Genomic DNA, 26,308 nt, shown 5'->3' with positions numbered 1-26,308 from the left:
GGGACCCTGTGGGAGAGTAGGACGCCGCCGAACTATTTTTGAAGAAAACCCCCGTGACGGATGAGAATCCTGTTACGGGGGTTTTCTGCGTTGTGTGCGAATACCAGGCCGGTCCCTTTTCAGGGACCGGCCTTTTTTCTTGCATTCAGAGCCGGCCCGCTGCCTTCAAAGCGAGGTAGGCGTCCGCCAGTGCCGGTGCGAGGTCGTTCGGGGCGGCGTCGACGACCGTGACTCCTCGGCGGATGAGCAATTCCGCCGTGCGGTTGCGTTCCGCTTGGGCCTGGGCCGCGGCGGCGGCGTCGTAGACCGCTTCGGTGTTTCCACGGGAGCCGGCCATTTTCGCGATCGTCGGGTCCGCCACCGAAGCCACCAATACGGTGTGGCGTTTCGTGAGGCGGGAGAGGACGGGGAGGAGGCCCTCCTCCACCGGAGCCGCGTCGAGGGTCGTGAGGAGGACGACGAGTGAGTGGCGGGAAGCTGTGTGCAGGACCGCTGCCGTCAGGCCGCGGGCGTCCGTTTCGACGAGTTCCGGCTCCAGTGGAGCCATGGCGTTGACCAGGGCGGGCAGGAGTTCGCCTGCCGCGCGGCCTTGGATCAGGGCGCGGATGCGGCGGTCGTAGGCGAGCAGGTCGACCCGGTCGCCGGCCCTGGACGCCAGGGCGCCGAGGAGGAGCGCGGCGTCCATCGAGGCGTCGAGGCGGGGTGCGTCGCCAACGCGGCCGGCGGAGGTGCGGCCTGTGTCGAGGACCAGAAGGATGTGGCGGTCGCGTTCCGGGCGCCAGGTGCGGACCGCGAGCGTGGACTGGCGTGCGGTGGCGCGCCAGTCGATGGAGCGGGTGTCGTCCCCGGGAACGTACTCGCGCAAGCTGTCGAATTCGGTGCCCTCGCCGCGCGTCAGGACGCTGGTGCGGCCGTCGAGTTCGCGCAGGCGGGCCAGTTTCGAGGGCAGGTGCTTGCGGCTGTGGAACGGGGGGAGGACGCGGACCGTCCAGGGGACGTCGTGGCTGCCCTGGCGGGTGAAGAGGCCCAGCGGGCCGTACGAGCGGATGGTGACCCGGTCGGCTTTTCGGTCGCCCCTGCGGGTGGGGAGCAGGCGTGTGGTGATGCGGCGGCGCTCGCCCGGGGGGATCGTCACGCGGTGGCGGGACGCCTCGACCTCGGTGCCGGGGAGCCAGCTGCTGGGTGGCCAGGCGTCACGGAGCTGGGCGCGCACGGGGCGGCGCGAGGGGTTGGTGACGGTGAGGGTGACGTCGGCCGGGTCGCCCAGACGCACTGCGGTGTCACCCGAACGGGTGAGGCGCAGGCGTCGTACCGGGGCGGCCAGGGCGAAGTCGCAGGCGCAGGCCAGGGCCAGGGGGGTGTTCACGGCCAGGATGCCGGTCCAGCTGGGCTCCCAGATGCCTACGGGGAGGGAGCCCAGGGCGGCGAGCAGGGCGGTGCGTCCGGTGAGGGCCATGGGTGCGGAGCCTTGCGTCAGCGGGGAACGGGGACGTGGGCCAGGATCGCGTTGATGACCGAGTCGGGCGTGACGCCCTCCATCTCGGCTTCGGGGCGGAGCTGGATCCGGTGGCGGAGCGTGGGCAGGGCGAGTGCCTTCACGTCGTCGGGGATGACGTAGTCGCGGCCCGTGAGCCAGGCCCAGGCGCGGGCCGTGGACAGGAGCGCCGTCGCGCCGCGCGGGGAGACGCCCAGGGTGAGGGACGGGGATTCGCGGGTGGCGCGGCAGATGTCGACGACGTAAGCCGTGATCTCGGGGGAGATCGAGGTCTTCGCCACGGCTGCCCGGGCGGTCTCCAGGTCGGCGGCGGTGGCTACGGGGCGTACGCCCGCGGAGCGCAGGTCGCGCGGGTTGAAGCCCTGGGCGTGCCGGGTCAGGACGTCGATCTCGTCCTGACGGGAGGGGAGGGGGACCGTGAGCTTGAGGAGGAAACGGTCCAGCTGGGCCTCGGGGAGGGGGTACGTGCCCTCGTACTCGACGGGGTTCTGCGTCGCCGCGACCAGGAAGGGGTCGGGGAGCGGGCGGGGGGTGCCGTCGACCGTGACCTGGCGTTCCTCCATGGCTTCGAGGAGGGAGGACTGGGTCTTGGGCGGGGTGCGGTTGATCTCGTCCGCGAGGAGGAGATTGGTGAAGACGGGGCCGGGCTGGAACGAGAACTCGGCGGTGCGGCTGTCGTAGACGAGGGAACCCGTGACATCGCTCGGCATCAGGTCCGGGGTGAACTGGACGCGCTTTGTGTCGAGTTCGAGGGAGGCGGCGAGGGCGCGTACGAGGAGGGTCTTGGCGACTCCGGGGACGCCTTCGAGGAGGACGTGGCCGCGGCAGAGGAGCGCCACGACGAGGCCCGTGACCGCGGGGTCCTGGCCGACGACGGCCTTGGCGATCTCCGCGCGCAGGGCCTCCAGAGACGCCCGTGAGCTGTGGGGATCTCCGGTGGGCCCGGCGTTGTCAGTGGTCGGGGCCATCATGAGTGGCGTACCTCTCTTTCGAGGGCGTCGAGTTGGTCGGCGAGGGCTGTCAGGGCCGCGTCGTTGGCGGGCGGCGGGCCGAAGAGGAGGGTGCGCGGGTCCTGGCCGGAGGCGTGGAGTGCGGCGGTCAGGGCGGGGAGCAGGGTCTCGGGCGTGTGGGCCTGGGACGGGGGGACGCCGATGAGGGGGGCGAGGCGGGTGCGGGTGGCGGTGCGCAGAGCGGAGGCGGCACGGTCCCGGGCGCTGGCCTTGCGGTAGAGGCGGGCGCGGCCTTCGACGGCTTCGGAGGCGCGGATCGCCACGGGGAGGCGTTCGGGGACCAGCCGGCCGAGGCGGCGGCCGCGCCAGAACGCGGCGAGGACGGCCGCGATGAAGAGTTGCAGGGTGCCCCAGAACCAGCCCGAGGGGAGCAGGTCGAAGAAGCTGCGGCGCTCGGAGTCGGTGGCCGCGGCGTCGTCGGAGAGAGAGGGGAGGTACCAGACCAAGTGGGGGCGGGAACCGAGGAGTTGCAGGGCGAGCGAGGCGTTGCCGTGCTTGTCGAGACGTTCGTTGAGGAAGATGTCGGGGGCGCCGATGAGGACGGTGTCGCCGCCCTTGGCCTCCGGCAGGCGCAGGAGGGTGGGGAGGCTTTCGCTGCGGTAGCAGGTGTCGGCGTCCGTGGGGTACGTGGCGTAGCGGCGGCCGCCGGTCTCGGCGTCGCCGGCGCGGCGGGCGTCGGGCAGGGAGCAGCCGGGGCGCGCGAGTGCGTCGAGGCTGGGGGCGCGGTCCGCGGTGACGTCGGGGGCGAGCGTGTCGAGCGAGGGGGCGCCGGGGGCGATCAGGACGGTGCGGCCGCCGGAGTCGGTGGTGGCGGCGTGCAGTCGGGCCTGCTGGCGGTCGGTGAGCAGGTCGGGGGACACGACGAGGAGGGTGGTGTCGGGGCCTGCCGCTTCGCGGGCCTCGGCGGTGGTGGTGACCACGCGCGTGGAGACGCCCCGGTCGGCCAGGAGCTGGGCGACGGCGCGGCTGCCGGACGGGTCGGCGGAGCGCGGGTCGAGGCGGCCGTGGGTGGCGCCGGAGCGGACGAGCGCGATGACGACGGCGGCGATCACCAGGATCACGGCAGCGATGAGCAGGCCGCGCGTGCGGGTCCAGAGCTGACGCGGGGTGCGGGCCGTGGAGGTGGCCGGGGGCTGCTCGCCGGGTTTCGCCGGTGGTGCGGAGTCCTGTGCGTTCGGCGGGGTGGCGGCGGGGGCCGTCGGGTGCTGGGTGGTCACTCGGCGGCTCCTCGGGGGGAACTGCCGGTGAGTGTGGGGGTGGTGCGGTCCAGCTCGGTGTCGAGCGTGGTGAGGCGCTCGTACGTCTGCGGGGTGGCGGTGCGGCCGCCGTATGTGACGTCGTCGAAGTCGCGGGCGGCGGTGCGCAGCCGGCCCGTGTGGGCGGGCAGGGTGCGGCCTGCTTCAGAGGCGGCCTCGTCGGCGGTTCGGCCGGGGCGCGGGTCGAGGAGTGCGCGCTCTTCCAGGGAGCGGACGATGGCGCGCATCCGTTCCTGCACGGCTTGGGTCCAGTGGCCCTGGGCGGCGTGTGCCTCGGCGGCCGCGCGGTGTTCGGCGGCGCTGCGGGGGCGGTCGTCGAAGAGGGCTGCGGTGGAGTGGGGGGAGCGGTGCGGGGTGCCAAGGCGCCACCACAGGGCGGCGGCGAGGGCCACGACCGCGAGCACGATGACGAGCAGGCCGAACCCGCCGCCGGGGGTCGCCCCGGCGGCGGCGGAGAACAGTTTGTCGAGCCATTCCCAGAAGCGGTTGAGGCCCCGCTGGAGGAGGCTCGGGTCGTCCTGGTGGTATGCGGGCTCGGACAGTTCGCGCCGGGCCGCTTCCCGCGCGGGGCCGCGCGGGATGGTCACCGGTGGTTCGTCGCCGCCGGTGCGCGAGCGCAGCGCGGCAGCCCAGAGCACTCCCCCCGCCGGGCTCACCGCATCAGCTCCCCGGGGTGGGGCCGGTGGTGCCGCCGTAGCTCTGGAGGCCTGCCGCGCGGCCGAGTTCGAGGTCGAGGGCCTCGCGGCGGATGCGCTGGTCGATGTAGAGGAGCACAGTGACGCCCGCCGTGATCGGGAACGTGAGCATGGAGCCGATCACGGAGCCGACGCCGGTGACGATGAGGAACGTCCAGCCGAGGTCGCCGGTGCCGCCGTCGAGGAATCCGCTGACGCTTTCGCCGCCGATGGCGTCGGCGAGGAACGCGAACGGGATGACGATGATCGACGAGACGAGTCCGGCGATGATCCCGGCGAGCAGCTGGATGCCGAAGACCCGCCACCAGGAGCCGCGGACCAGCTTGGCGGAGCGGTTCATGGACTTCAGGATGCTCTGCTTCTCCAGCATCAGGGCGGGCGAGGCGAGCGAGAAGCGGATCATCAGCCAGATCGCCAGGACGGCGCCGCCGAGGGCTCCGAGGGCGATGAGCGCGGCGCCGGCGTCCGAGGAGCCTATGACGGCGACGAGGATGCCGGGAAGCATGCAGAGGAGCAGGACGGCGGCGGCGATGAGCGGCAGGAGGAGCGTCAGGCCGGCCAGCTTGAGGAGCTGGGGCTTGGCGTCCTTCCAGGCCTCGCTGGTCGTCACGGACTTGCCGAGTACGGCCCGGCTGGTCACGGTCGTGAGCAGGGCCGTGGCGACGATGGTGCCGAGCAGGTAGACGATCTGGACGACGCCCGAGCTGACCAGGGTGTCGCTGACGGCGCGTGTCAGTTCGCTCGCCGTGGCGCTCGGGTCGTCGAGGGCGTCCATGTTCGTCGAGTTGTTCAGGACGAGACCCTGGAGGAGGACGACCACGATCTCGATGAGTACGGCGACGGAGAGCGAGATCCCGAGGACGGTGCGCCAGTGTGCGCGCATCGTCGACACGGCGCCGTCCAGGATCTCGCCGACGCCGAGCGGGCGCAGCGGGATGACGCCGGGCTTGGCGGCTGCGGGCCTGCCCTGCCAGGAGCCCCATCCGGCGCCGTAGCCACCGCCCGGGCCGCCGTAGCCACCCCCACCGCCGTGACCGCCGGGGCCCGTGGGGCCTCCGGGCGGTCCGCCCCAGCCCTGGACGGGAGGGGACGGAGGAGGCGGGGCCTGGCCCTGGCCGGACGGGGCGGACCACTGCGCGGGCGGCGGCTGCTCCTTGGACCACTTCGGGTCGGGAGCGGAGTCCTTGCCGTCCTGGGCAGGCTGGTCGTCCTGGCCGTCGGAGGGGGCGGATCCGGGCGAGGCCCAGCCCGGAGTGTCGTTCATCGTCGCTCCTTCACGGTGCCCGGCCGCGGGCGCGGCGGCAGCTTGGCGCCCATCGTGCCACGGTGTGGCTCCGAGTTGACCGGGTGCTGTATGGGCTGCACACCTTCAATTGTCCGTCGGGTACGGGGCAGACTGGGCGGATGGCTGATCAGTACGCGCAAACCGGCGACGACAAGCGGCCCACCGACATACCCGTACTCCGATGGGAGGAGCCGGCCGAGGGGCCCGCGCTCGTCCTGCTCGACCAGACCAGACTGCCCGTGGAGGAGGTCGAGCTGGTCTGCACCGACGCGCAGGGGCTCGTCCAGGCGATCAGGACGCTCGCCGTGCGGGGAGCGCCAGTCCTCGGCATCGCGGGGGCGTACGGCGTGGCCCTGGCCGCTGCACGGGGGTTCGACGTGGACGAGGCGGCGGTCGCGCTGGCCGCCGCGCGGCCCACGGCGGTCAATCTCGCGAAGGGGGTGCGCCGGGCTCATGCGGCGTACCGGGCCGGGCTCGGGGCCGAGGGGGACCGGGAGCGGGCCGCCCGGGACGCGCTCGCCGCCGCGCGGGCACTGCACCGGGAGGATGCCGAGGCCAGCGCCGCCATGGCCGGGCACGGCCTCGCGCTGCTCGACGAGCTGATGCCGGGCGGACAGCACCGGATCCTCACGCACTGCAACACGGGGGCGCTGGTCTCCGGGGGCGAGGGCACCGCGTTCGCGGTGGCGCTCGCCGCGCACCGGGTGGGGCGGCTGACGCGGCTGTGGGTGGACGAGACGCGGCCGCTGCTCCAGGGTTCGCGGCTGACCGCGTACGAGGCGGCGCGGGCGGGGATGGCGTACACGCTGCTCACGGATAATGCGGCGGGGTCGCTGTTCGCGGCCGGTGAGGTGGACGCGGTGCTGGTCGGGGCCGACCGGATCGCGGCGGACGGTTCCGTCGCGAACAAGGTGGGGACCTATCCGCTCGCGGTTCTTGCCAAGTACCACCATGTGCCGTTCATCGTGGTGGCGCCGGGTACGACCGTGGACCCGGACACCCCCGACGGATCGTCCGTCGAGGTGGAGCAGCGGGCCGGACATGAAGTGACGGAGGTCACGGCACCCCAGGTGCCGATGGCCGGGGTTGAGGCGGGAGGCGTGTTTCCGGTGGCTCCGCTGGGGACGCAGGCGTACAACCCCGCATTCGATGTGACGCCGCCCGAGTTGGTGACGGCGATCGTCACGGAGTGGGGAGTGGTTTCCCCTGTGACAGCTGAAGGACTGGGCGAGCTGTGTGCCAGGTCACGCCAGGTAACGATGAGCTAATGGGATGATGTGGCCTATGAAGGGACGAGTCCTTGTCGTCGACGACGACACCGCACTGGCCGAGATGCTCGGCATTGTGCTGCGTGGTGAAGGTTTTGAGCCGTCGTTCGTAGCTGACGGCGACAAGGCGCTGGCCGCTTTCCGGGAGTCCAAGCCGGATCTGGTGCTGCTGGACCTCATGCTTCCCGGCCGGGACGGCATCGAGGTGTGCCGCCTGATCAGGGCGGAGTCCGGGGTGCCGATCGTGATGCTGACCGCGAAGAGCGACACGGTGGACGTCGTGGTGGGCCTCGAGTCGGGCGCCGACGACTACATCGTGAAGCCGTTCAAGCCGAAGGAGCTCGTGGCCCGTATCCGGGCGCGGCTGCGGAGGTCCGAGGAGCCCGCGCCCGAGCAGCTCGCCATCGGTGACCTGGTCATCGACGTGGCCGGGCACTCCGTGAAGCGGGAGGGGCAGTCGATCGCGCTGACGCCTCTGGAGTTCGACCTCCTGGTGGCGCTCGCCCGCAAGCCGTGGCAGGTGTTCACGCGTGAGGTCCTCCTCGAGCAGGTGTGGGGTTACCGGCACGCGGCCGACACGCGCCTGGTGAACGTGCATGTGCAGCGGCTGCGCTCGAAGGTCGAGAAGGATCCCGAGCGTCCGGAGATCGTGGTGACCGTCCGTGGCGTCGGTTACAAGGCCGGACCGAGCTGACATGTCCCGCGACAGTGCCGCTCCGGCACCCGGGGGGCCGGGAATCCGCTCGGGGCGGCCTGTGGGACCGAAGGCCGGGCGTGGCTCCGTGCTGCGCCGGGTCCTCGACGGCGGTCTGCTGCTCCAGGGCGGAATGAACGGCAGCCCCGTGCTGCGCCTGTTCACGCGCTGGGTGCGGCGGCCGCTGCTGCCCGCCAGACGTCTGTGGCGGCGCAACATCCAGCTCAAGATCGTCGTCACGACGCTGCTGATGTCGCTCGGTGTCGTGCTGCTGCTCGGCATCGTCGTCATCGGCTCCGTGCGCAACGGCCTGCTCGACGCCAAGGTGAAGGCGTCGCAGAGCCAGGCCGAGGGCGGCTTCCGGGCCGCCAAGGACAAGGCCGACACGGCCGCGGCCGGCGCGCGCGACGGGGCGACGACGGACAGCCGCGCCCCCCTGACCCCGAACAACTGGATGAGCGAACTGGTCACCCAGCTCTCGTCCGGCGGCCAGAGCGCCTTCGATGTCGTCACGCTCAGCCCGCCCGGGGCCGACAGCGACGACAGCGTGCGCGGACCGCGCGCCTCCGGCGGCGTCCTCGACCCCAGCGTCCCCGACGACCTGCGCGAGCGGGTCGAGAAGATGACGGGCGCGTCCCAGGAGTACACGCGCATCGTCTACGAGGACGGCAAGGACTCGCAGCCCGGCCTCGTCATCGGCAAACAGATGACCGACCCGAAGGGCCACGCCTACCAGCTGTACTACCTCTTCCCGCTCACCCAGGAAGAGAAGTCGCTCGGCCTGGTCAAGGGCACGCTCGCCACGGCCGGACTGTTCGTCGTGGTACTGCTCGGCGCCATCGCCTGGCTCGTCGTACGGCAGGTCGTCACGCCCGTACGGATGGCAGCGGGCGTCGCCGAAAGGCTCTCCGCGGGACGCCTCCAGGAACGCATGAAGGTCACCGGCGAGGACGACATCGCCCGGCTCGGTGAAGCCTTCAACAAGATGGCGCAGAACCTGCACACGAAGATCCAGCAGCTCGAGGATCTCTCGCGGATGCAGCGACGCTTCGTGTCCGACGTGTCGCACGAGCTGCGGACACCGCTGACGACGGTGCGCATGGCCGCGGACGTGATCCATGACGCGCGCGTGGACTTCGACCCGGTCACCGCGCGGTCGGCGGAACTGCTCGCCGACCAGCTGGACCGGTTCGAATCGCTGCTCGCGGATCTTCTGGAGATCAGCCGGTTCGACGCGGGCGCGGCGGCCCTGGAGGCGGAGCCGATAGACCTGCGGGAAGTCGTACGACGTGTGGTGGGCGGCGCAGAGCCGCTCGCCGAGCACAAGGGCACGCACGTGCGGATCGTCGGGGACCAGCAGCCCGTGGTCGCCGAGGCGGACGCGCGGCGTGTGGAGCGCGTCCTGCGCAACCTCGTCGTCAACGCCGTCGAACACGGCGAGGGCAGGGACGTGGTCGTGCGGCTCGCCGCGGCCGGCGGCGCGGTCGCCGTCGCCGTACGCGACTACGGCGTGGGCCTGAAGCCAGGCGAGGCCACCCGCGTCTTCAGCCGCTTCTGGCGCGCAGACCCGGCACGCGCGCGTACCACCGGCGGCACGGGCCTCGGCCTGTCCATCGCCCTTGAGGACGCCCGGCTGCACGGCGGCTGGCTCCAGGCGTGGGGCGAGCCCGGCGGCGGATCGCAGTTCCGGCTGACACTGCCGCGGACGGCGGACGAACCCCTGCGCGGGTCTCCGATACCGCTGGAGCCGGAGGACTCGCGGCGCAACCGCGGCCTGAGCGAGGCAGGGCTTCCGCTCGGCGGGGGCGCCGGCAAGCTGGCGACGGTCCCGGCGCAGGCAGCGGGCGCGCCCCGCGTGCCGTCGCCCGTACCGGCGAAGGAACCGGCCGCGCCCCGGTACGCGGTCGACCCCGCGGCGCTGCCCGGGAACGGCTCGCGGCTCGTGGCCCGCGGTGACGCGGCCGCACCGGCGGCACGCAGGCAGGACACCGGGAGTCCGCAGGGACCCCGGGACGAGCAGGCCCGACCGGCCGAGGGGACCGGCGGCAGCGGCGAGGGAAGTGGGGGCGGGCGTGCGCGGTGAGCGGGGGCGGCCACAGTTGGCCGGACGGCGGCGCAGGCTGCGTACAGGTGTGCTGCTCGGCTGCGGCGCACTGGTGCTCAGCGGCTGCGCGTCCATGCCGGACAACGGCGGACTCCAGGCAGTGGAGGCGTCACAGCGGCCCGACTCGCAGGTGCGCGTCTTCGCGATGCCACCCCGCGAGAACGCCGGGCCCGTCAGTATCGTCGAGGGCTTCCTCGAAGCGCTGACCAGCGACGATCCGCAGTACACGATGGCGCGCAAGTACCTCACGGAGAAGGCCGCCAAGGGCTGGCACCCGGAGGAGCGCACCACCGTCCTCACGGACGGACCGAGCCCGGGACAGGCGAGCAGGCCGAGCGCGGGCGACGAGGGCCGTTCGTTCAGACTGAGTGGCCATCAGGTCGCGTTCGTGGACCAGCAGCAGGCGTACCGGCCCGAAAGCACCTCGTACAGCAAGACGCTGCACCTCGTGCAGGAGAACAGCCCCAAGGGCAAGCAGTGGCGCATCGACGGGCTGCCGCAGGGCGTCGTCCTCGGGCAGTCAGACTTCCAGCGCATCTACCAGTCCGTCAACAAGTACTACTACGCGCTGGACGAGTCCCCCGGCGGCGCGGCGAGCGGTGAGGGCTCGGGCTCGGGTTCGACGAGCCGTCAGAAGAGGCTGGTCGCCGACCCCGTGTACGTACGTCAGTGGATAGACCCCCTCACGCAGACGGTGCGCGCCCTGCTTTCGGGGCCCACGCACTGGCTGAACCCGGTCGTGACCACGACGTTCCCCTCCGACACGCGGCTGCGCAAGGGCGTGAAATCGCTCGCGCCCGATGACGAGAACAATCTGAAGGTCCCGCTGAACGCAAAGGCCGACCACGTCGGGCAGGCCCGCTGCAAGGAGATGGCCGCACAACTCCTGTTCTCCCTACGGGATGTGACGTCGGCGAACGTGTCGCAGATCGAGCTCGAACGGTCGAACGGGTCGCAGTTGTGCGTCCTGAGCGAGAGCGGTGCCGAGGCCCTCGTGGAACCGCGCATCTCCGGGTCCGCCGACGACCAGTACTTCCTGGACGACAAGGGCAGGCTCGTGCAGATGTCGGGCGCGTCCCGCACCACGAAGGACCCGGAGCGGGTGCCGGGGCCGCTCGGCGACGGTGAGCAGCGGATGCGCTCGGTCGCCGTCTCGCGCGACGAGACGCAGGCCGCGGCCGTGTCGAACAACGGGAGCGCTCTGTTCGTCGGGTCGTTCGTGTCGGGCGCTTCGCTCGGCGACGCGGTCGTACGCAGCGACGCCAAATCCGAGAAGGACCGGCTCACGACGCCCAGTTGGGACGGGCTCGGCGACCTGTGGGTGGCCGACCGCGACCCGAAGAGGCCGCGGCTACTCATGTTCGGCCGGGGCATGGCGGACGAGATCCACGAAGTCGACGTCTCCGGGCTCGACGGCGGGCGGATCGAAGCCGTGAAGGTGTCGGCCGACGGCGTGCGGATCGCGCTGCTCGTGTCCGACGAGGGCAAGACCACGCTGCGGATCGGACGAATCGAACGCGACTCCGGATCGGACGGCAAGCTTTCGGTCTCCGTCGATGAACTGCGCGCCGCGGCACCCCAGATGGAGGAGGTCACGGCCATGTCGTGGGCCGGCGGAAGCCGCCTCGTCGTGGTCGGACGCGAGTCCGGGGGCGTGCAGCAGCTGAGTTACGTCCAGTGCGACGGCTCGGCGCCGACGGGGCAGGCGCTGCCCGGCCTGACGGGCGTGAAGGAGATCGCGGCGTCCGAGGACGACCGCCTGCCGCTCGTCGCCCACTCGGACGACGGGATCGTCCGGCTGCCGCCGGGTCTGCCGTGGCAGACGGTGCTCAAGGACGGGACAGCGCCGGTCTATCCGGGGTAGGGGCTTGGGGGTGCGGCGGCCGTGAGACGCGCCGTACTCCCCCTCTCGCCGGACGGAGTTGAGTCCTCCGATTGCAACGGAGTGTGCAGGTCCGGGAGTTGTCCACAGGCAGTTATCCACAGGGGTGGTCGCAGGGCGCCCCCGTTGGCACAGTGGTGGACATGCGGGGGTGGTTGCAGGACCTCGGAGATCTTGTGCTGCCGGCCGAGTGTGCAGGCTGTGGTCGGCCGCGTACGACGTTCTGCGCGCGCTGCGCCGACGCCCTGTGCGGCGGCGCGCCGGGCCGGGTACGGCCGAACCCTGAGCCGCCCGGGCTACCGGTGGTGCACGCGGCCGCTCCGTACCAGGACGCGGTGCGGGCCGTACTGCTCGCGCACAAGGAGCGGGGGGCGCTGGGGCTCGCGGTGCCCCTGGGCGCGGCCCTCGCGGGGGCGGTGCGGGCGGGACTTGGCGCAACGGGGGATGGGGGAGGGGGCGGGGGTGGGGGCCCCGTAGACAGGCGTACACGGGCAGCCGGGCGCACGCAGGCAGATGCTGCGCATACGCCGCGAGACATGCGCACGCAGGCGGGTGGCGTCCGCACTCCGGTAAGCGCGCGTAGCCAAGCAGGCGCACGCCACCGTTCGACCGCCCGCACCCAACCAGGCGCCCTCCCTCGATCAACCGCCCGCACCCAACCAGCCGACCTCCCTCAATCCGGCACCCGCCCCCAATCAACCGTCCGCCCTGAACCCGGCGCCCGCCCGCAATCAATCGCCCGCCCCCGACCAGCCCCCCGCCCCCAACCAACCCCGCCACCTCTTCCCCCCACCTCCCTCCTCCTGGTCCCCGTCCCCTCTGCTCGGAAGGCTGTTCGGGCGCGGGGGCATGATCCTTCGCGGCGGATTGCGTATGCCGCGGCGGCTGAGCTGCGTCGGGTGGGGGTTCCCGCGAGGGTGTGTGCCGCGTTGCGTCAGCGGCGGGTTGTTGCCGATCAGGCCGGGCTCAGCTCGCGGCGGCGTCTGGCCAATCTCGCCGGTGCTCTGGAGGTGCCCGTGGGAGCGCGTGCGCTCCTCGCCTCGGGTGGCCGGATCGTGCTGGTCGACGACGTCATGACCACGGGCGCCTCATTGGCGGAGGCGGCCCGCGCAATACGTGCCGCAGTGGCCGGGACGGCAGAGGATGAGAGCGACGGGATCACGCCGGGATGGGTGGAAACTGCACGGGAATTGCCTGCGCGCAACTCGATCAGTGCGGCAGTGGTTGCAGCCTCTCCGGGTTCTTTCGAAATAAACCGGAACTGAGCGTAAACCTGCGTCGTTGCAGGTGGTGAGGGGGGCATTTCACCTGAATGGAGGTACGCGTCAGTAGAGGGTGACGACATCCGTCCGGGCGAGATATGTTCGGTTGTACGGAATGGCGGAGGCCATCCGCAGCAATCAGGAATGCCAGTGTCGTGGGCGCCGCAGGTTTTTTCGACAATCACCCGCGATGATGGGGTGTAGATCTTGTCCATGGGGGAGGAGGAGGTGGAAGTCGCCGAGTCAGGGACTCCGGAAGTGGCCGGAGTCTGGTGCAAGAGGGAGATGCTCCGCCGATGGAGCGGGGCGATCCGGGAACGGAGTTCTGCGTGGACATCGTCGTCAAGGGCCGCAAGACCGAGGTGCCCGAGCGGTTCCGCAAGCACGTGGCCGAGAAGCTGAAGCTGGACAAGATCCAGAAGTTCGACGGCAAGGTGATCAGCCTCGACGTGGAGGTGTCCAAGGAGCCCAACCCCCGACAGGCCGACCGCAGCGACCGCGTAGAGATCACACTCCGCACGCGCGGCCCGGTCATCAGGGCGGAGGCGGCGGCCAGCGACGCGTATGCGGCGCTCGACCTGGCAACGGACAAGCTCGAGGCGCGCCTGCGCAAGGAACACAGCAAGCGGTCCACCCGCCGCGGGAACGGCAGGCTCACGGCCGCGGAAGTCCCCGATGTCGTCCGCACGGCGACTCTGAACGGGGACGGCTCGGTGGTCAACAACGAGGAGCGCGGCGGAGTGCCGACCACGAGGATCGGCTCCCTCGAGGTCCAGGGCGAAGGCCCGCTCATCGTTCGCGAGAAGACGCACGTCGCTGCGCCCATGTCGCTCGACCAGGCGCTCTACGAGATGGAGCTGGTCGGGCACGACTTCTACCTCTTCGTCGACTCCGAGACCAAGGAGCCCAGCGTCGTCTACCGGCGCCACGCCTACGACTACGGCGTGATCCACCTCAACACCGACCCGATGGTCACCCAGGCGCAGTCGGCCGAAGCGGGCGGGGCGCTCGGCGGCTGAGCCGGGCAGCTACGCCGCTGAGCCCACGGAGACGGCAGTGAAGGGTGCCCTGGGGGGCGCGTGCGCCCCCGGGGGCACCCTCGTGCGACCCCTCTGCGCACCGCTCGGTCACCGCACCGGCGCCCAGGCATGAAATCATGGCCGGGCCGGGTCAACCGGTGTGCCGCTGCCTCGGGTTGGCGCGGCACAGGGAGACGGGCCATGGCCTTCAGGGGGAGGAACGATGGCGGACAGCTTCGGACCGATGCGGGACGACGGCGCCGGTACGGCCGGTGACGGTGTCCAGGGCATGGGCCCGGACGAGAGCGCGCCGCGCAAGGAGCCGATCAGGGTCCTCGTGGTGGACGATCACGCACTGTTCCGGCGCGGGCTCGAGATCGTTCTCGCGGCCGAGGAGGACATCCAGGTCGTCGGCGAGGCGGGTGACGGCGCTGAGGCCGTGGACAAGGCGGCCGACCTGCTGCCCGACATCGTCCTGATGGATGTGCGGATGCCCAAGCGCGGCGGGATCGAGGCATGCACCTCCATCAAGGAGGTCGCCCCCAGCGCCAAGATCATCATGTTGACCATCAGTGACGAGGAAGCGGATCTCTACGACGCGATCAAGGCGGGCGCGACGGGCTATCTGCTCAAGGAGATCTCCACGGACGAGGTGGCCACGGCCATTCGCGCTGTCGCCGACGGGCAGTCGCAGATCAGCCCCTCGATGGCGTCGAAGCTCCTCACTGAATTCAAGTCGATGATCCAGCGCACGGACGAGCGGCGCCTCGTTCCGGCGCCGCGGCTGACCGACCGCGAACTGGAAGTCCTGAAGCTGGTCGCCACGGGCATGAACAACCGCGATATCGCCAAGGAACTGTTCATCTCTGAGAACACCGTGAAGAACCATGTGCGCAACATCCTGGAGAAGCTCCAGCTGCACTCCAGGATGGAGGCCGTGGTGTACGCGATGCGGGAGAAGATCCTCGAGATCCGGTGACGGTCACCGGGTGACAGCGGTCAGGTGACAGCTGTCGGTGGCAGGGGTCAGGTGACAGCTGTCGGGTGACAGCGGTCAGCCGAGGGCGGTGACCAGGGCCGGCTTGAGGTCCGGGGTGTCGACGCGCTCGATCCGGACCGCGTCGCAGCCCACCCACTCCGCCGCCTTCCGCAGCGCCTGCGCCACGGCCGGGACCGCCTTCGGGCCGTCCAGGGAGACCTGCCTGGCGACCAGCGTGCTCCCGTCGCGCGCGGGGTCGACGCGGCCCACCAGGCGCCCGCCCGCGAGGACCGGCATCGCGAAGTAGCCGTGCACCCGCTTCGGCTTGGGGACGTACGCCTCCAGGCGGTGCGTGAAGCCGAAGATCCGCTCCGTGCGGGCCCGCTCCCAGATCAGGGAGTCGAAGGGTGAGAGCAGCGTCGTACGGTGGCGGCCGCGGGGGACGGTGTCGAGCGCCTCCGGGTCCGCCCACGCCGGCTTCCCCCAGCCCTGCACGGTCACGGGAACCAGGCCCGCGTCCTCGACCACCGCGTCGAACTGCTCGTGCTTCAGGCGGTGGTAGTCCGCGATGTCGGAGCGTGTGCCGATGCCGAGGGACTGTCCGGCGAGGCGGACCAGGCGGCGCAGGCACTCCCGGTCGTCCAGGTCGTCGTGGAGCAGCTCGGCCGGGACGGCGCGCTCTGCGAGGTCGTACACCCGCTTCCAGCTGTGGCGCTGTGTGCACACCACCTCGCCGTACATGAGGGCGCGCTCCACGGCGACCTTCGCCGCGGACCAGTCCCACCACTCGCCCTTGTTCTTCGCGCCGCCCAACTCCGTGGCCGTGAGCGGGCCTTCGGCGCGCAGTTGCTTGATGACCTGCTCGTACGCGCCGTCGGGCAGGTCGTGGTGCCAGTGCGGGCGGGTGCGGTAGGCGCGCCGGCGGAAGGCGAAGTGCGGCCACTCCTCGACGGGCAGGATGCACGCGGCGTGCGACCAGTACTCGAAGGCGTGCGGCGCGCCGGCCGTGCCCGGGGTCCAGTACGCGTCCTCGACCGTTCTGCGGCCGACGGCGCCGAGGCGCGCGTACGGGATGAGTTCGTGCGAGCGGGCCAGCACGGAGATGGTGTCGAGCTGGATCGCTCCGAGGTGACGGAGCACGCCGCGGACCCCGCCCTTGCGGTCCGGCGCGCCGAGGAACCCTTGGGCCCGCAGCGCGATGCGGCGGGCCTCGTCGGCGGAGAGTTCGGCGGCGGGGCGCGGCGTGGTCGTCATGCTCCGAACGATAGGGCGCGGCACTGACAGCCGGGCCTGGCCGGCGGGCGGGGGCCGGCGCCGGGAGGCGTCACTCCGGCGCCGGGAGGTAGGGCAGCACTGCCGGGATGCCGAGGTCCGAGGGGAGGAGCGAGGCGACCCAGCAGTCGCGCAGTACGCCCTTGTTGGGCAGGCCCGCCCGCATCACGCCCTCCATGGTGAAGCCGGCCTTCTCGGCGACGGTGCGCGAGCCGACGTTGCCGACCTCGGCGCGCCACTCCAGTCGCGTACAGGCCAGGTCGGTGAAGGCCCAGCGGGCCAGGGCGAGGACCGTCTCGGTCATGTAGCCGCGGCCGCGGTACTCCTTGCCGGTCCAGAAGCCGACCTCCCAGGCGCCCGCGCGCGGGTGGTGCAGGCTCGCGGCGGCGATCACGGGGCCGTCGTCCTGGAGCCGCACGGCGAAGGTGTACTCCGTGTCGGCCCGCCAGCCGTCCGGGACCATGCGGCTGACGAAGTGTTCGGCGTCCACGCGCGCGTAGGGCGACGGGACCGTGGTCCAGCGCTGGATGCCGGGGTCCTGGGCCGCGAGATACACCTCGTCGGTGTCCTCGGCGGTGAACGTGCGCAGCCGCAGGCGGTCGGTGGTGAGTGCGACGGGTTCCATCGGCCGATTCTGCTCGGAGGCCGACAATGACGCCAGCAGATATCGCGGGGTGAGCGCGCTGTTACCTTTCGCATTCGGGGTGCACAGCTTCGTGCGGCACCTTGAGCGGTCCTCGTGCGTTGTCCCTGTGGCTGTGGTTACTGCAGACCTCCCGGCGCGCCGGGGTCCTCGCATACGATGGCCGTTGCTCTATACCGTCACACCCGACCGTGCCAGGCCCGACCGGCAAGGAGACCAACCCCCGTGTCCGTCCTCTCGAAGATCATGCGTGCAGGCGAAGGCAAGATCCTGCGCAAGCTGCACCGCATCGCGGACCAGGTCAACTCCCTCGAAGAGGATTTCGTCAGCCTCTCCGACGCCGAGCTGCGGGCCCTCACCGACGAGTACAAGGAGAGGCTCGCCGGTGGCGAGAGCCTCGACGACCTGCTCCCCGAGGCCTTCGCCACCGTCCGCGAGGCGGCCAGGCGCGTGCTCGGCCAGCGTCCCTACGATGTGCAGCTGATGGGCGGCGCCGCCCTCCACCTCGGCTACGTGGCCGAGATGAAGACCGGTGAGGGCAAGACCCTCGTCGGCACGCTCCCGACGTACCTGAACGCGCTGTCCGGCAAGGGCGTCCACCTGATCACGGTGAACGACTACCTGGCCGAGCGCGACTCCGAAATGATGGGCCGCGTCCACAAGTTCCTCGGCCTCAGCGTGGGCTGCATCCTGGCGAACATGACGCCGGCGCAGCGCCGCGAGCAGTACAACTGCGACATCACGTACGGCACGAACAACGAGTTCGGTTTCGACTACCTCCGCGACAACATGGCGTGGTCCCAGGACGAGCTCGTCCAGCGCGGCCACAACTTCGCGGTGGTCGACGAGGTCGACTCGATCCTCGTCGACGAGGCCCGTACGCCGCTGATCATCTCCGGCCCCGCCGACCAGGCCACGAAGTGGTACGGCGACTTCGCGAAGCTGGTCACCCGCCTGAAGAAGGGCGAGGCCGGTAATCCGCTGAAGGGTATCGAGGAGACCGGCGACTACGAGGTCGACGAGAAGAAGCGCACCGTCGCCATCCACGAGCCCGGCGTCGCCAAGGTCGAGGACTGGCTGGGCATCGACAACCTCTACGAGTCGGTGAACACCCCGCTCGTCGGCTATCTGAACAACGCCATCAAGGCGAAGGAGCTGTTCAAGAAGGACAAGGACTACGTCGTCATCGACGGCGAAGTCATGATCGTCGACGAGCACACCGGCCGTATCCTCGCCGGCCGCCGCTACAACGAGGGCATGCACCAGGCGATCGAGGCGAAGGAAGGGGTGGACATCAAGGACGAGAACCAGACGCTCGCCACGATCACCCTGCAGAACTTCTTCCGTCTCTACGACAAGCTCTCCGGCATGACCGGTACGGCCATGACCGAGGCCGCCGAGTTCCACCAGATCTACAAGCTGGGCGTCGTCCCGATCCCGACGAACAAGCCGATGGTCCGCAAGGACCAGGCCGACCTGATCTACCGCACCGAGGTCGCCAAGTTCGACGCGGTCGTCGACGACATCGCCGAGAAGCACGAGCAGGGCCAGCCGATCCTCGTCGGTACGACGTCGGTCGAGAAGTCCGAGTACCTCTCGCAGCAGCTGTCCAAGCGCGGTGTGCAGCACGAGGTGCTGAACGCGAAGCAGCACGACCGTGAGGCGACGATCGTCGCCCAGGCGGGCCGCAAGGGCGCCGTCACCGTCGCCACGAACATGGCAGGCCGAGGCACCGACATCAAGCTCGGCGGCAACCCGGACGACCTCGCCGAGGCGGAGCTGCGCCAGCGCGGCATGGACCCGGTCGAGCACGTCGAGGAGTGGGCCGCGGCGCTGCCGGCCGCCCTGGAGCGGGCCGAGCAGGCGGTGAAGGCCGAGTTCGAGGAGGTCAAGGACCTCGGCGGGCTCTACGTCCTCGGCACGGAGCGGCACGAGTCGCGCCGTATCGACAACCAGCTGCGCGGCCGCTCCGGCCGTCAGGGGGACCCGGGCGAGTCCCGCTTCTACCTGTCGCTCGGTGACGACCTGATGCGCCTGTTCAAGGCCCAGATGGTCGAGCGCGTCATGTCGATGGCGAACGTCCCGGACGACGTGCCGATCGAGAACAAGATGGTCACGCGCGCCATCGCGTCGGCCCAGTCGCAGGTCGAGCAGCAGAACTTCGAGACCCGGAAGAACGTCCTCAAGTACGACGAGGTCCTCAACCGGCAGCGTGAGGTCATCTACGGCGAGCGGCGCCGCGTCCTGGAGGGCGAGGACCTGCACGAGCAGATCCAGCACTTCATGGACGACACGATCGACGAGTACATCGGCGCCGAGACCGCCGAGGGCTTCGCCGAGGAGTGGGATCTGGACCGGCTGTGGGGCGCCTTCAAGCAGCTCTACCCGGTGAAGGTCACCGTCGACGAGCTGGAGGAGGCCGCGGGTGACCGCGCGGGTCTGACGGCCGAGTTCATCGCCGAGTCCGTCAAGGACGACATCCACGCGCAGTACGCGGCGCGTGAGGAGCAGCTCGGCTCCGAGATCATGCGTGAGCTGGAGCGCCGCGTCGTCCTGTCCGTCCTGGACCGCAAGTGGCGTGAGCACCTCTACGAGATGGACTACCTCCAGGAGGGCATCGGCCTGCGCGCCATGGCGCAGAAGGACCCGCTGGTCGAGTACCAGCGCGAGGGCTTCGACATGTTCACCGCCATGATGGAGGGCATCAAGGAGGAGTCCGTCGGCTACCTGTTCAACCTGGAGGTCCAGGTCGAGCAGCAGGTCGAGGAGGTTCCCGTGCAGGACGCGGTGCCGTCCCTGGACAAGCAGGACGCGGTGCCCGCCGGTGTCGGCCGTCCCGAGATCCGCGCCAAGGGCCTCGACGCCCCGCAGCGTCCGGACCGCCTGCACTTCCAGGCGCCGAACGCCGAGGGCGGCGTGGACGAGATGGACTACGTCACCGAGGACGGCCCGGCGCGCTCCGAGGCCGACGGCCTCACGCGCGCGGAGCGTCGTAAGCAGCAGAAGGGCGGGCGCCGCCGCAAGAAGTAGTGCGCGGCGCGCTGTGACCGAGCGTGTGTGAAGGGGCCGGGCACGGGATGCCCGGCCCCTTCTGTCGGTGTCGGGGCGGGACGGCAGGGCGGCCGGAGCGCAGGCGTCCGGAACACCGGCAGTCGGACAGTGTCGGTCGGCGCGGCAGGTCGGCTGCCGCGCAGGCGGTCGGATGTCGGCGGTCGGACAGCGGCAGTCGGAGCAGCAGGGGGTAACGGGGATGCGGAGGGCCGGGTGTGACGGCGCCGGACTGGGCCGAGGGGCGCGGGCGCGGTGTCGGGATGGCGCAGCAGGGCGGCCGGAACGCAGGTGGCCGGAGCGCCGGCCGCCGGAACACCGGCAGTCGGATGTCGGCAGTCGGGCAGTGGCGGTCGGAGCAGCAGGGCGGCCGCAGCGCGGGCGTCCGGAACACCGGCAGCCGGATGCCGGCGGTCGGAGCAGCAGGCGGCCGCAGCGCAGGCGGTCGGATGTCGGCAGTCGGAGTGGCAGGGCGGCCGGAACACCGGCAGTCGGACAGCGGCAGTCGGAGCAGCAGAGGTCAATGGGTATGCGGGGATGACGGGCATGACGGCGCCGGACCGGGCCGAGGGGCGTGGGTGCGGTGGCAGTGATGGTGGCGGTGCGGAGCACGCGGCGGCCAGGCGTCTCGCCGGGCGGGTTCTGCCTCGGGTGCCGGAGCTGGTCCGGGAGCTGGTCGACGGGGAGTTCCGGGCGACGACACCTTTCGGTGATCTCCCTGACGACGTGCGGGAAGTGGAGATCGCGCGTACCACCCGCCTCGCGTTGCAGGGCTTCCTCGCCCGGGCCGCCGACGGCGTTCCCGCCTTTCCCGTCGACTGCGCGCCGTTCACGGAGCAGGCCGCGCAGCGGGCCGAGGAGGGCGTGCCGCTGGATGCCGTCGTGCGGACGTATTTCGGGGGCGCCCGGCATCTGACACGGGCGCTGCGCCAGTACGCCGAGCCCGCCGACCTGCCCGGCCTCGGGCTGCTCGCGGAGCGGCTCCTCGCCGTCCTCGAGCAGCTGACCGAGAGTGCGGTCCGCGGCTATCTCGCCGAGTACGAGGAGCTGCGGGCGGACGGCCGGGCGGCCCAGCAAGCGCTGGCCAGAGCACTGGTCGAGGGGCGTTCCGTCGGCTCGCTCGCCGACGAGCTGGGCATCGCGCTCGCCGACCGGTACGTGGTGCTCTGCCTGGACATCGAGCCGTCCCGCGGGCGTGAGGGCGCGCCGGAGAAGCCCGCCGACGCGATGGTGCGCCGCCGCCGGATCCGGCGGATCCGCGCCGAACTGGGCCGCTTCGCGCAGGGCCCGCTCCTGGCCCTGCTGTCGGCGCGCACCACGGGCGGTCTGGTGCTGCTGCCCGGCGCGTACGAGCCGGACGCGCTGCGCGCGCTGGGCCCGGTGCTGAGCCGGGTCGCACAGGTGCCGGTCGTCGGCGGGTACGCCCCGGCGGCCGGCCGTGACGCCGTCCCCGCGGCCGCGCGGCGGGCGGAAGAGGTCGTGCGCACGGTCCGCCGGACGGGCCGGCCGCTCGGTGTGTACGGGCTGTCGGACGTCCTGGTCGACTACCACCTGGCGCAGCCGCGCGACGGCGACGCGGACGTGGCGGCGGCTCTCGCCCCGCTCGCCCCGCACCCCGAGCTGCGGGCCACGCTGGGCGCCTATCTCGCCGCCGACCGTGACCGGCGCCGCACCGCCGCCGCCCTCGACGTGCATCCCAACACGGTCGACAAGCGCATCGCGCGGATCGTCGCTCTGACCGGCGTCGACCCGCACTCCACGAGCGGCATCGTGCTGCTGTCGGCGGCGCTGGCTGTGACCGGTTCACCGGGGTCTGCCGGTTCGGCGTGACGCCGTCACCGCGTCGGAGTCACAGCCGTCGGCGGGGTCCGTCCGTGTCTTGACCGGTGTGGCCGGCCAGCGGTGATCTTGGCCTGCACACGTCCGGTGAGCAGCAGCGCATGCCCGTACCGGACGCGATCAGCCGAGATCCGGGTGGCCGTCGCGTGAGCGGTGGCACCCAGGAGGGACGTAACGCATGAAGCAGCTGACCGCCGCCCTGGTGGCGGGCGCCGTGGCCGGGGCCGCGCTGGTCGCGGCCCCGCAGCAGGCCGGAGCCGACGCGCCGCGGGCGGTCCGGCACGCCGGTGCCCGGCCGGGCACGCTCCTCGGACAGGAGGCGCTGCCCGCGTCGTTCCGCACCCCGGCCACCGGCGGGGCCGTCCGCGTTCGCTACGGCTCGACCGGGGAGGACGGCTCGCCCGTCACCGTCTCCGGGATGGTCTATCTGCCCAGAGGCAGGGCGCCGCACGGCGGTTGGCCGGTCGTCGCGTGGGACCACGGCACCGTGGGCGTCGCCGACGCCTGCGCCCCGTCGGTCACCGGGCCCGACGCCCGCGCCCACACCCTTTTCGAGAGCTGGCTGAAGCGCGGGTACGCGGTCGTGGCCACCGACTACGAGGGCCTGGGCACGGACGGCGAGCACACCTACGTGTCGGGGCGGTCCGAGGCGCACGCCGCCGCCGACATCGTGCGGGCGGCCCGCCGGCTCGATCCCCGGGTGGGCCGCAAGTGGGCGGTGTACGGGCACTCGCAGGGCGGTGGCGCGGCGCTGTTCACGGCCGCGTACGCGCACCGCTACGCGCCCGAGCTGGACTTCCGGGGCGCCGCGGCCGCCGCCCCGCCCAGCCACTGGGCGCAGATCCTCGACCTGGGCGGCGTCGGCGACCCGCAGGCCACCGCCAACCCGTACATCGCCCTGCTCGTCTCGGGCATGGCGGCGGCCGAACCGGACGTGAAGCCGTCCGACTACCTCACGCCCCAGGGCATGAAGGTCCTCGAGGTGGCGCGCGACGGCGGTTGCCTCGCCGAGGTGTTCAAGGCCGGCGAGGGGCTGAAGAACGCCGACTTCGTGTACGGGACGCCCCGCAACGGAGCGCCCGAGCTCGCCGCGCTGCTGGCCCGCCACTCCGAGCCGCCCGTCACCCGCTACCGCGAGCCGGTGCTGATCGTGCAGGGCACCGCGGACACGACGGTGCCGGCCGTCACGTCGAAGGAGACCGCGGCGGCACTGGCGCGGGCCGGGACCCGGGTGACGTACACGGCGTACGAGGGCGTCGACCACCCCTCGCTGCCGGTGACCGCGCTGGGCGAGGTCGACGCCTGGCTCGACGCGCGTCTGGCGCGCTGACGGCGGCGGGGCTCACGTCTCGCGGTCGCGGGGCGGGCGTCCGCTCATTTCGACGGCCGTGCAGAGCCAGCGGTGGTCGTCGCCCCGGTGCAGGCGGAAGGCGAGGGCGTGCAGCCGGGGGCCCGCGCTGATCCGGGCGAAGACTTCGTAGACGCCGGGTTCGGGCTCGTAGTGGCCGATGCCGCGGACGACGGGCCGCCGTCCCCGGTCGCTGAGGGGCTGGTTCTCGGCGAGTCGGATCAGGGCGTCGTAGAGGGACCCGGCGAAGTGGCGGGAGGCCCAGTGGACGGGGCGCTGGCCGCTGAGCATCAGCAGGAGGCGCTCGGTGAACAGCTCGGCGGGGTGCGGCGGCAGCTGGGGCGGGACGCGCACGGGCCGCGCGCCCGGGTGCCTCGCGTCCTGCCTGCCGGGCGGTCGGCCGCCCGGGGGCCGGGTGGTCCCGGGGCGGCGGCGCGGCTGGTCCATCACCTTGCGCAGCGGCGGCTCGTGGGCGGTGGGCTCGTGCATGTCTGGGTCCCCGTTCGGCGTCCGACCGGTGGATACCGATCGGTAACTTCGCTTGGGGATCTTGTACGGTCCTGCGGCGCCGCCCACAAGGCCACAGGGGCCCGGCGGGGGCGGTCGCAAGGTTCACCTATCCGGGTGATCGGACGGCGGACGAGGCAAGTGCGGACAGGGCTCGGGAGGGTCACGCAGGGGTCCGGAGTGGACGTGCGAACAGGGGGTGACCGGCACCCCGAAGGGGGACTCCCGCACGTATCCTGAAGCCCCTCTCGCCGATGAAAGTGGCCAGCCATGCGCGTGTACGTCCCCCTGTCCCTGCCCCGTCTCGCCGAGGCGCAGAAGGCGGGCGAACTGGGGCCCGGACCGCTCACCGCGTACGCCGTGACGCCCGCGCTGCGTGAGTGGTACGTCTCCGACGACATCGAGGAACTGGAGTACGCGGCCCTCAACCGCGCGGCGGCGGCGTCGCTGCGGCTGGTCGCCGGGGAGCCGGACGCGCCCCGCAAGCGGGTCGTGGTCGCCCTCGACGTGCCGGACGGCGCCGCCGTGGCCGACCCGGACCGCGGGCTCGACCCGGGGGCGCTCGGCGAGGTGCGGATCGCGAACGCGGTCCCCCTGGCCAAGGCGGCGGCGGTGCACGTGGACTCGGCCGACGCCGAGAAGGACGTGACCGCGGCGGCCGCGGCGCTCGGGGCGGCGGACCAGGGCGACGACGACGCGCAGTTCGTCGTCGACGGCGCCGAGGACCACGAGCTCCTCTGGTTCGCCACTCAGGAGATCCCGAACCTGCTCGGCCTGAGCGGCTGACCTGCGCGAACGTACGATTGTCGGTCCCGGCGGGTACGTTCTTGGCATGGGGAAGCACGCAGCCGGAGCACACATCGTCTGGGACTGGAACGGGACGCTGTTCCACGACAACGACGCCGTCATCAGCGCGACCAACGCCGCCTTCGGGGAGATCGGACTCGAGCCGATCACCCTGGAGCGGTACAGAGAGCTGTACTGCGTGCCGATCCCCCGCTTCTACCAGCGGCTGATGGGGCGGCTGCCCACCGAGGCCGAGTGGGAGCGCATGGACACCGCCTTCCAGCGGCACTACACGCTCCGGCGCACGGCGTGCGGGCTCGCCGAGGGGGCGGAACTGCTCCTCGCCGACTGGAGCTCGGCGGGCCGCAGCCAGTCGATCCTCAGCATGTACGGGCATGACGAACTCGTCCCGCTGGTGCGGGAGTTCGGGATCGAGTCGCACTTCCTGCGGGTTGACGGGCGCACCGGCCCCTCGGGGGGCAGCAAGGCCGAGCACATGGTCCGCCACCTCGGAGCGCTGGCTGGTGCGGGAGTCGCGCCGGGGCGCACGGTGGTGATCGGGGACGCTGCCGACGACGCGGTGGCGGCGCTGCACGCGGGCGCGCGGGCCGTGCTCTACACCGGCGGATCGCACAGCAGGGCCAGTCTCGAAGGCGTGGGGGCGCCGGTCGTGGACACTCTCGCCGAGGCCGTGGGGATGGCCGGACGCCTGGCGGAGTGAGCGGATGCGCTCACGCCCCGCCGCCGGCTGGGTGCGCTGTGGTGGGATCGCCGACGAACCGGAATCCACAGATCCGGCAGAGCGGGACGGGTGCCGACGGGTGCGTGCGCGGCACCACGGGACTCGGCTTCGGGCAGAGGCGTAGAGGTTCAGAGGCGTAACGGCGTAACGGCGTAACGGCGTAAAGGCGCAGAGGCGGGGGCGACTTCCGGCCGACGTCTCCGCATGCGTCGGCCGGGCGGGCGAACTCGCTTGGGTGCGGGAGGCGTTCGGGCAGGTGCGCCGGGTCACGCTCGTGGGCCGGCGGGGTCGGCGAGAGCCGCATGGCGCCGCGCGCGGCCGGGCTCGGGAAGCAATTTCCCGACGGGATCAGGCTGATGGGGTGTGCTTCTCAGGGTGGTCCGGCGCGGCGGAGCGCCGGGCTGCAATCCGGTCAACTCTCTCGGTCGTCGGGGCGGCGGGGCTCCGGCGTGCCGTCCAGGAGCGCCATGCGGGGTGGCTGCCCTCGCCGCCGAAGCAGCCACCCGCCGTCCCGTGAGGCCCCTCGGATCCTCGGACCCTCAGGTCACCGGCGCCTTGGCCCGAAGCACCGTGAGGAACTCCCGCATCCACCCCGAGTGGTCCGGCCAGGCGCGCGAGGACACCAGCGTCCCGTCGACCACCACTTCCGCGTCCCGGAAAGCCGCGCCCGCCGCCTGCATGTCGGGCTCGAGCGCCGGATACGCCGTGACGCGGCGGCCGCGCAGGCCGTCGACCGCCGCCGTCAGCAGCGGACCGTGGCAGATCTGGGCCACGGGCTTGTCCGCGTCGAAGAAAGACTTCAGGATCTTGCGCAGCTCCGGGTCGTTGCGCAGATACTCGGGGGCGCGCCCGCCCGGGATCACGACAGCCACGTACTGTTCCGGCTCGACCTCGGCGAACGCTAGATCGGCGGGCCAGGTGTAGCCGGGCTTCTCCGTGTACGTGTCGAACCCCGGTTCGAAGTCATGGACGACGAACCGCAGCTTCTTGCGCTCCGGGGCGGCGATGTGGACGTCGTAGCCCTCCTCGCGCAGGCGCTGGTAGGGGTACAGGACTTCCAGTGACTCGGCGGCGTCGCCGGTCACCAGGAGGATCTTGGGTGCCATGGCTGTGCGCTCCCCTCGGAGCCTTCGGGCCGGGGTGTCTCCTCCTCAACGTGGACCCGGCCGGACCG

Annotated in this window: 20 protein-coding genes and 2 pseudogenes; 13 read left to right on the top strand and 9 right to left on the bottom strand. The window is 71.8% G+C overall.

All coding sequences use genetic code 11. The features are described 5' to 3' along the window. Window positions 1-145: 145 nt before the first annotated feature. The 5 genes from ACZ67T_RS41635 to ACZ67T_RS41615 are packed head-to-tail and all read right to left on the bottom strand — an operon-like array spanning window position 146 to window position 5,720. Window positions 146-1,456, bottom strand: coding sequence for a DUF58 domain-containing protein (locus ACZ67T_RS41635; protein ID WP_469991693.1), 1,311 nt, complete (start codon window positions 1,454-1,456; stop codon window positions 146-148). A gap of 17 nt (window positions 1,457-1,473) precedes the next feature. Next, the gene (locus ACZ67T_RS41630) at window positions 1,474-2,466 is read right to left on the bottom strand and encodes an AAA family ATPase (protein WP_469991691.1); all 993 of its coding nucleotides are present in this window, start codon (window positions 2,464-2,466) and stop codon (window positions 1,474-1,476) included. Continuing rightward, window positions 2,463-3,722 (bottom strand): DUF4350 domain-containing protein, encoded by a 1,260-nt coding sequence (locus ACZ67T_RS41625; RefSeq protein ID WP_469991689.1) that lies wholly within the window; start codon window positions 3,720-3,722, stop codon window positions 2,463-2,465. Before ACZ67T_RS41625 ends, ACZ67T_RS41630 begins: the two co-directional genes overlap by 4 nt. Then, the gene (locus tag ACZ67T_RS41620) at window positions 3,719-4,417 is read right to left on the bottom strand and encodes a DUF4129 domain-containing protein (RefSeq protein ID WP_469991687.1); all 699 of its coding nucleotides are present in this window, start codon (window positions 4,415-4,417) and stop codon (window positions 3,719-3,721) included. Before ACZ67T_RS41620 ends, ACZ67T_RS41625 begins: the two co-directional genes overlap by 4 nt. Before the next feature lie 4 nt (window positions 4,418-4,421). Beyond that, window positions 4,422-5,720 carry a DUF7847 domain-containing protein gene (locus tag ACZ67T_RS41615; protein ID WP_469991685.1) on the bottom strand — a complete coding sequence of 433 codons (1,299 nt, stop codon included), beginning with the start codon at window positions 5,718-5,720 and terminating at the stop codon, window positions 4,422-4,424. Window positions 5,721-5,860: 140 nt separating this feature from the next. Between ACZ67T_RS41615 and mtnA the strand changes: the two genes are divergently transcribed. The 8 genes and pseudogenes from mtnA to ACZ67T_RS41575 all read left to right on the top strand — a co-directional run bounded on the left by mtnA (window position 5,861) and on the right by ACZ67T_RS41575 (window position 14,949). Then, window positions 5,861-7,009 (top strand): S-methyl-5-thioribose-1-phosphate isomerase, encoded by a 1,149-nt coding sequence (mtnA, locus tag ACZ67T_RS41610; RefSeq protein ID WP_469991683.1) that lies wholly within the window; start codon window positions 5,861-5,863, stop codon window positions 7,007-7,009. A gap of 4 nt (window positions 7,010-7,013) precedes the next feature. Then, a complete protein-coding gene (mtrA, locus tag ACZ67T_RS41605; protein ID WP_189491636.1) occupies window positions 7,014-7,703 on the top strand; it encodes a two-component system response regulator MtrA in 690 nt (229 codons plus the stop codon). Window position 7,704: 1 nt separating this feature from the next. Beyond that, on the top strand, window positions 7,705-9,786 hold the full coding sequence (gene mtrB, locus ACZ67T_RS41600) for an MtrAB system histidine kinase MtrB (RefSeq protein ID WP_469991681.1): 2,082 nt from the start codon (window positions 7,705-7,707) through the stop codon (window positions 9,784-9,786). Continuing rightward, window positions 9,776-11,671 carry an LpqB family beta-propeller domain-containing protein gene (locus ACZ67T_RS41595; RefSeq protein WP_469991680.1) on the top strand — a complete coding sequence of 632 codons (1,896 nt, stop codon included), beginning with the start codon at window positions 9,776-9,778 and terminating at the stop codon, window positions 11,669-11,671. The genes mtrB and ACZ67T_RS41595 overlap by 11 nt, the downstream gene beginning before the upstream one ends. A 161-nt stretch (window positions 11,672-11,832) precedes the next feature. Then, window positions 11,833-12,147, top strand: a pseudogene (locus ACZ67T_RS41590) (ComF family protein); the annotation flags it as partial. Between the two features lie 339 nt (window positions 12,148-12,486). After that, window positions 12,487-12,954, top strand: a pseudogene (locus tag ACZ67T_RS41585) (ComF family protein); the annotation flags it as partial. Between the two features lie 326 nt (window positions 12,955-13,280). Then, a complete protein-coding gene (gene hpf, locus ACZ67T_RS41580; protein ID WP_469991678.1) occupies window positions 13,281-13,970 on the top strand; it encodes a ribosome hibernation-promoting factor, HPF/YfiA family in 690 nt (229 codons plus the stop codon). 223 nt (window positions 13,971-14,193) lie between these two features. Then, complete coding sequence (locus ACZ67T_RS41575) at window positions 14,194-14,949, top strand: response regulator (protein ID WP_453778384.1); 756 nt, start codon at window positions 14,194-14,196, stop codon at window positions 14,947-14,949. A gap of 75 nt (window positions 14,950-15,024) precedes the next feature. Here ACZ67T_RS41575 and ACZ67T_RS41570 read toward each other — a convergent pair whose 3' ends face one another. Both ACZ67T_RS41570 and ACZ67T_RS41565 read right to left on the bottom strand, forming a co-directional pair. Further along, window positions 15,025-16,203 (bottom strand): winged helix-turn-helix domain-containing protein, encoded by a 1,179-nt coding sequence (locus tag ACZ67T_RS41570; protein ID WP_469991676.1) that lies wholly within the window; start codon window positions 16,201-16,203, stop codon window positions 15,025-15,027. Between the two features lie 70 nt (window positions 16,204-16,273). Continuing rightward, the gene (locus ACZ67T_RS41565; RefSeq protein ID WP_469991674.1) at window positions 16,274-16,846 is read right to left on the bottom strand and encodes a GNAT family N-acetyltransferase; all 573 of its coding nucleotides are present in this window, start codon (window positions 16,844-16,846) and stop codon (window positions 16,274-16,276) included. A 243-nt stretch (window positions 16,847-17,089) separates the two neighbouring features. On the opposite strand from ACZ67T_RS41565, the gene secA reads away from it, so the two are divergent. From secA to ACZ67T_RS41550, 3 genes are all read left to right on the top strand, one after another. Next, window positions 17,090-19,894: a preprotein translocase subunit SecA gene (secA, locus tag ACZ67T_RS41560; protein WP_469991672.1), complete on the top strand. Its 2,805-nt coding sequence runs from the start codon at window positions 17,090-17,092 to the stop codon at window positions 19,892-19,894. Window positions 19,895-20,458: 564 nt separating this feature from the next. Continuing rightward, the gene (locus ACZ67T_RS41555; RefSeq protein ID WP_469991670.1) at window positions 20,459-21,742 is read left to right on the top strand and encodes a PucR family transcriptional regulator; all 1,284 of its coding nucleotides are present in this window, start codon (window positions 20,459-20,461) and stop codon (window positions 21,740-21,742) included. Between the two features lie 187 nt (window positions 21,743-21,929). Next, complete coding sequence (locus ACZ67T_RS41550; protein WP_469991668.1) at window positions 21,930-23,081, top strand: alpha/beta fold hydrolase; 1,152 nt, start codon at window positions 21,930-21,932, stop codon at window positions 23,079-23,081. A 12-nt stretch (window positions 23,082-23,093) separates the two neighbouring features. Here ACZ67T_RS41550 and ACZ67T_RS41545 read toward each other — a convergent pair whose 3' ends face one another. Continuing rightward, window positions 23,094-23,588 carry an Rv3235 family protein gene (locus ACZ67T_RS41545; protein WP_469991666.1) on the bottom strand — a complete coding sequence of 165 codons (495 nt, stop codon included), beginning with the start codon at window positions 23,586-23,588 and terminating at the stop codon, window positions 23,094-23,096. A 288-nt stretch (window positions 23,589-23,876) separates the two neighbouring features. Here ACZ67T_RS41545 and ACZ67T_RS41540 point away from each other — a divergent pair, with 288 nt between their 5' ends. Continuing rightward, window positions 23,877-24,392 carry a DUF6912 family protein gene (locus ACZ67T_RS41540; protein ID WP_469991664.1) on the top strand — a complete coding sequence of 172 codons (516 nt, stop codon included), beginning with the start codon at window positions 23,877-23,879 and terminating at the stop codon, window positions 24,390-24,392. A gap of 46 nt (window positions 24,393-24,438) precedes the next feature. After that, window positions 24,439-25,113 carry an HAD family hydrolase gene (locus tag ACZ67T_RS41535; RefSeq protein WP_469991663.1) on the top strand — a complete coding sequence of 225 codons (675 nt, stop codon included), beginning with the start codon at window positions 24,439-24,441 and terminating at the stop codon, window positions 25,111-25,113. Between the two features lie 560 nt (window positions 25,114-25,673). On the opposite strand, the gene ACZ67T_RS41530 is transcribed toward ACZ67T_RS41535, so the two are convergent. Then, entirely contained in the window at window positions 25,674-26,240 is a 567-nt protein-coding gene (locus ACZ67T_RS41530; RefSeq protein ID WP_469991661.1) for a DJ-1/PfpI family protein, read from the bottom strand. Window positions 26,241-26,308 lie beyond the last annotated feature (68 nt).

It is taken from the genome of Streptomyces sp. NPDC107517 (genome assembly GCF_055582645.1).
This window is presented reverse-complemented; position numbering and strand designations above follow the sequence as displayed.

What these genes read in the sequence shown, in the direction of transcription:
- ACZ67T_RS41635 (WP_469991693.1), bottom strand. Translation starts at nt 1,456, where the DNA reads ATGGCCCTCACCGGACGCACCGCCCTGCTCGCCGCCCTGGGCTCCCTC.
- ACZ67T_RS41575 (WP_453778384.1), top strand. Translation starts at nt 14,194, where the DNA reads ATGGCGGACAGCTTCGGACCGATGCGGGACGACGGCGCCGGTACGGCC.
- mtrA (WP_189491636.1), top strand. Translation starts at nt 7,014, where the DNA reads ATGATGTGGCCTATGAAGGGACGAGTCCTTGTCGTCGACGACGACACC.
- ACZ67T_RS41545 (WP_469991666.1), bottom strand. Translation starts at nt 23,588, where the DNA reads ATGCACGAGCCCACCGCCCACGAGCCGCCGCTGCGCAAGGTGATGGAC.
- mtnA (WP_469991683.1), top strand. Translation starts at nt 5,861, where the DNA reads ATGGCTGATCAGTACGCGCAAACCGGCGACGACAAGCGGCCCACCGAC.
- ACZ67T_RS41540 (WP_469991664.1), top strand. Translation starts at nt 23,877, where the DNA reads ATGCGCGTGTACGTCCCCCTGTCCCTGCCCCGTCTCGCCGAGGCGCAG.
- ACZ67T_RS41535 (WP_469991663.1), top strand. Translation starts at nt 24,439, where the DNA reads ATGGGGAAGCACGCAGCCGGAGCACACATCGTCTGGGACTGGAACGGG.
- mtrB (WP_469991681.1), top strand. Translation starts at nt 7,705, where the DNA reads ATGTCCCGCGACAGTGCCGCTCCGGCACCCGGGGGGCCGGGAATCCGC.
- ACZ67T_RS41555 (WP_469991670.1), top strand. Translation starts at nt 20,459, where the DNA reads ATGACGGCGCCGGACCGGGCCGAGGGGCGTGGGTGCGGTGGCAGTGAT.
- ACZ67T_RS41570 (WP_469991676.1), bottom strand. Translation starts at nt 16,203, where the DNA reads ATGACGACCACGCCGCGCCCCGCCGCCGAACTCTCCGCCGACGAGGCC.
- ACZ67T_RS41615 (WP_469991685.1), bottom strand. Translation starts at nt 5,720, where the DNA reads ATGAACGACACTCCGGGCTGGGCCTCGCCCGGATCCGCCCCCTCCGAC.
- ACZ67T_RS41630 (WP_469991691.1), bottom strand. Translation starts at nt 2,466, where the DNA reads ATGATGGCCCCGACCACTGACAACGCCGGGCCCACCGGAGATCCCCAC.
- ACZ67T_RS41565 (WP_469991674.1), bottom strand. Translation starts at nt 16,846, where the DNA reads ATGGAACCCGTCGCACTCACCACCGACCGCCTGCGGCTGCGCACGTTC.
- ACZ67T_RS41530 (WP_469991661.1), bottom strand. Translation starts at nt 26,240, where the DNA reads ATGGCACCCAAGATCCTCCTGGTGACCGGCGACGCCGCCGAGTCACTG.
- ACZ67T_RS41550 (WP_469991668.1), top strand. Translation starts at nt 21,930, where the DNA reads ATGAAGCAGCTGACCGCCGCCCTGGTGGCGGGCGCCGTGGCCGGGGCC.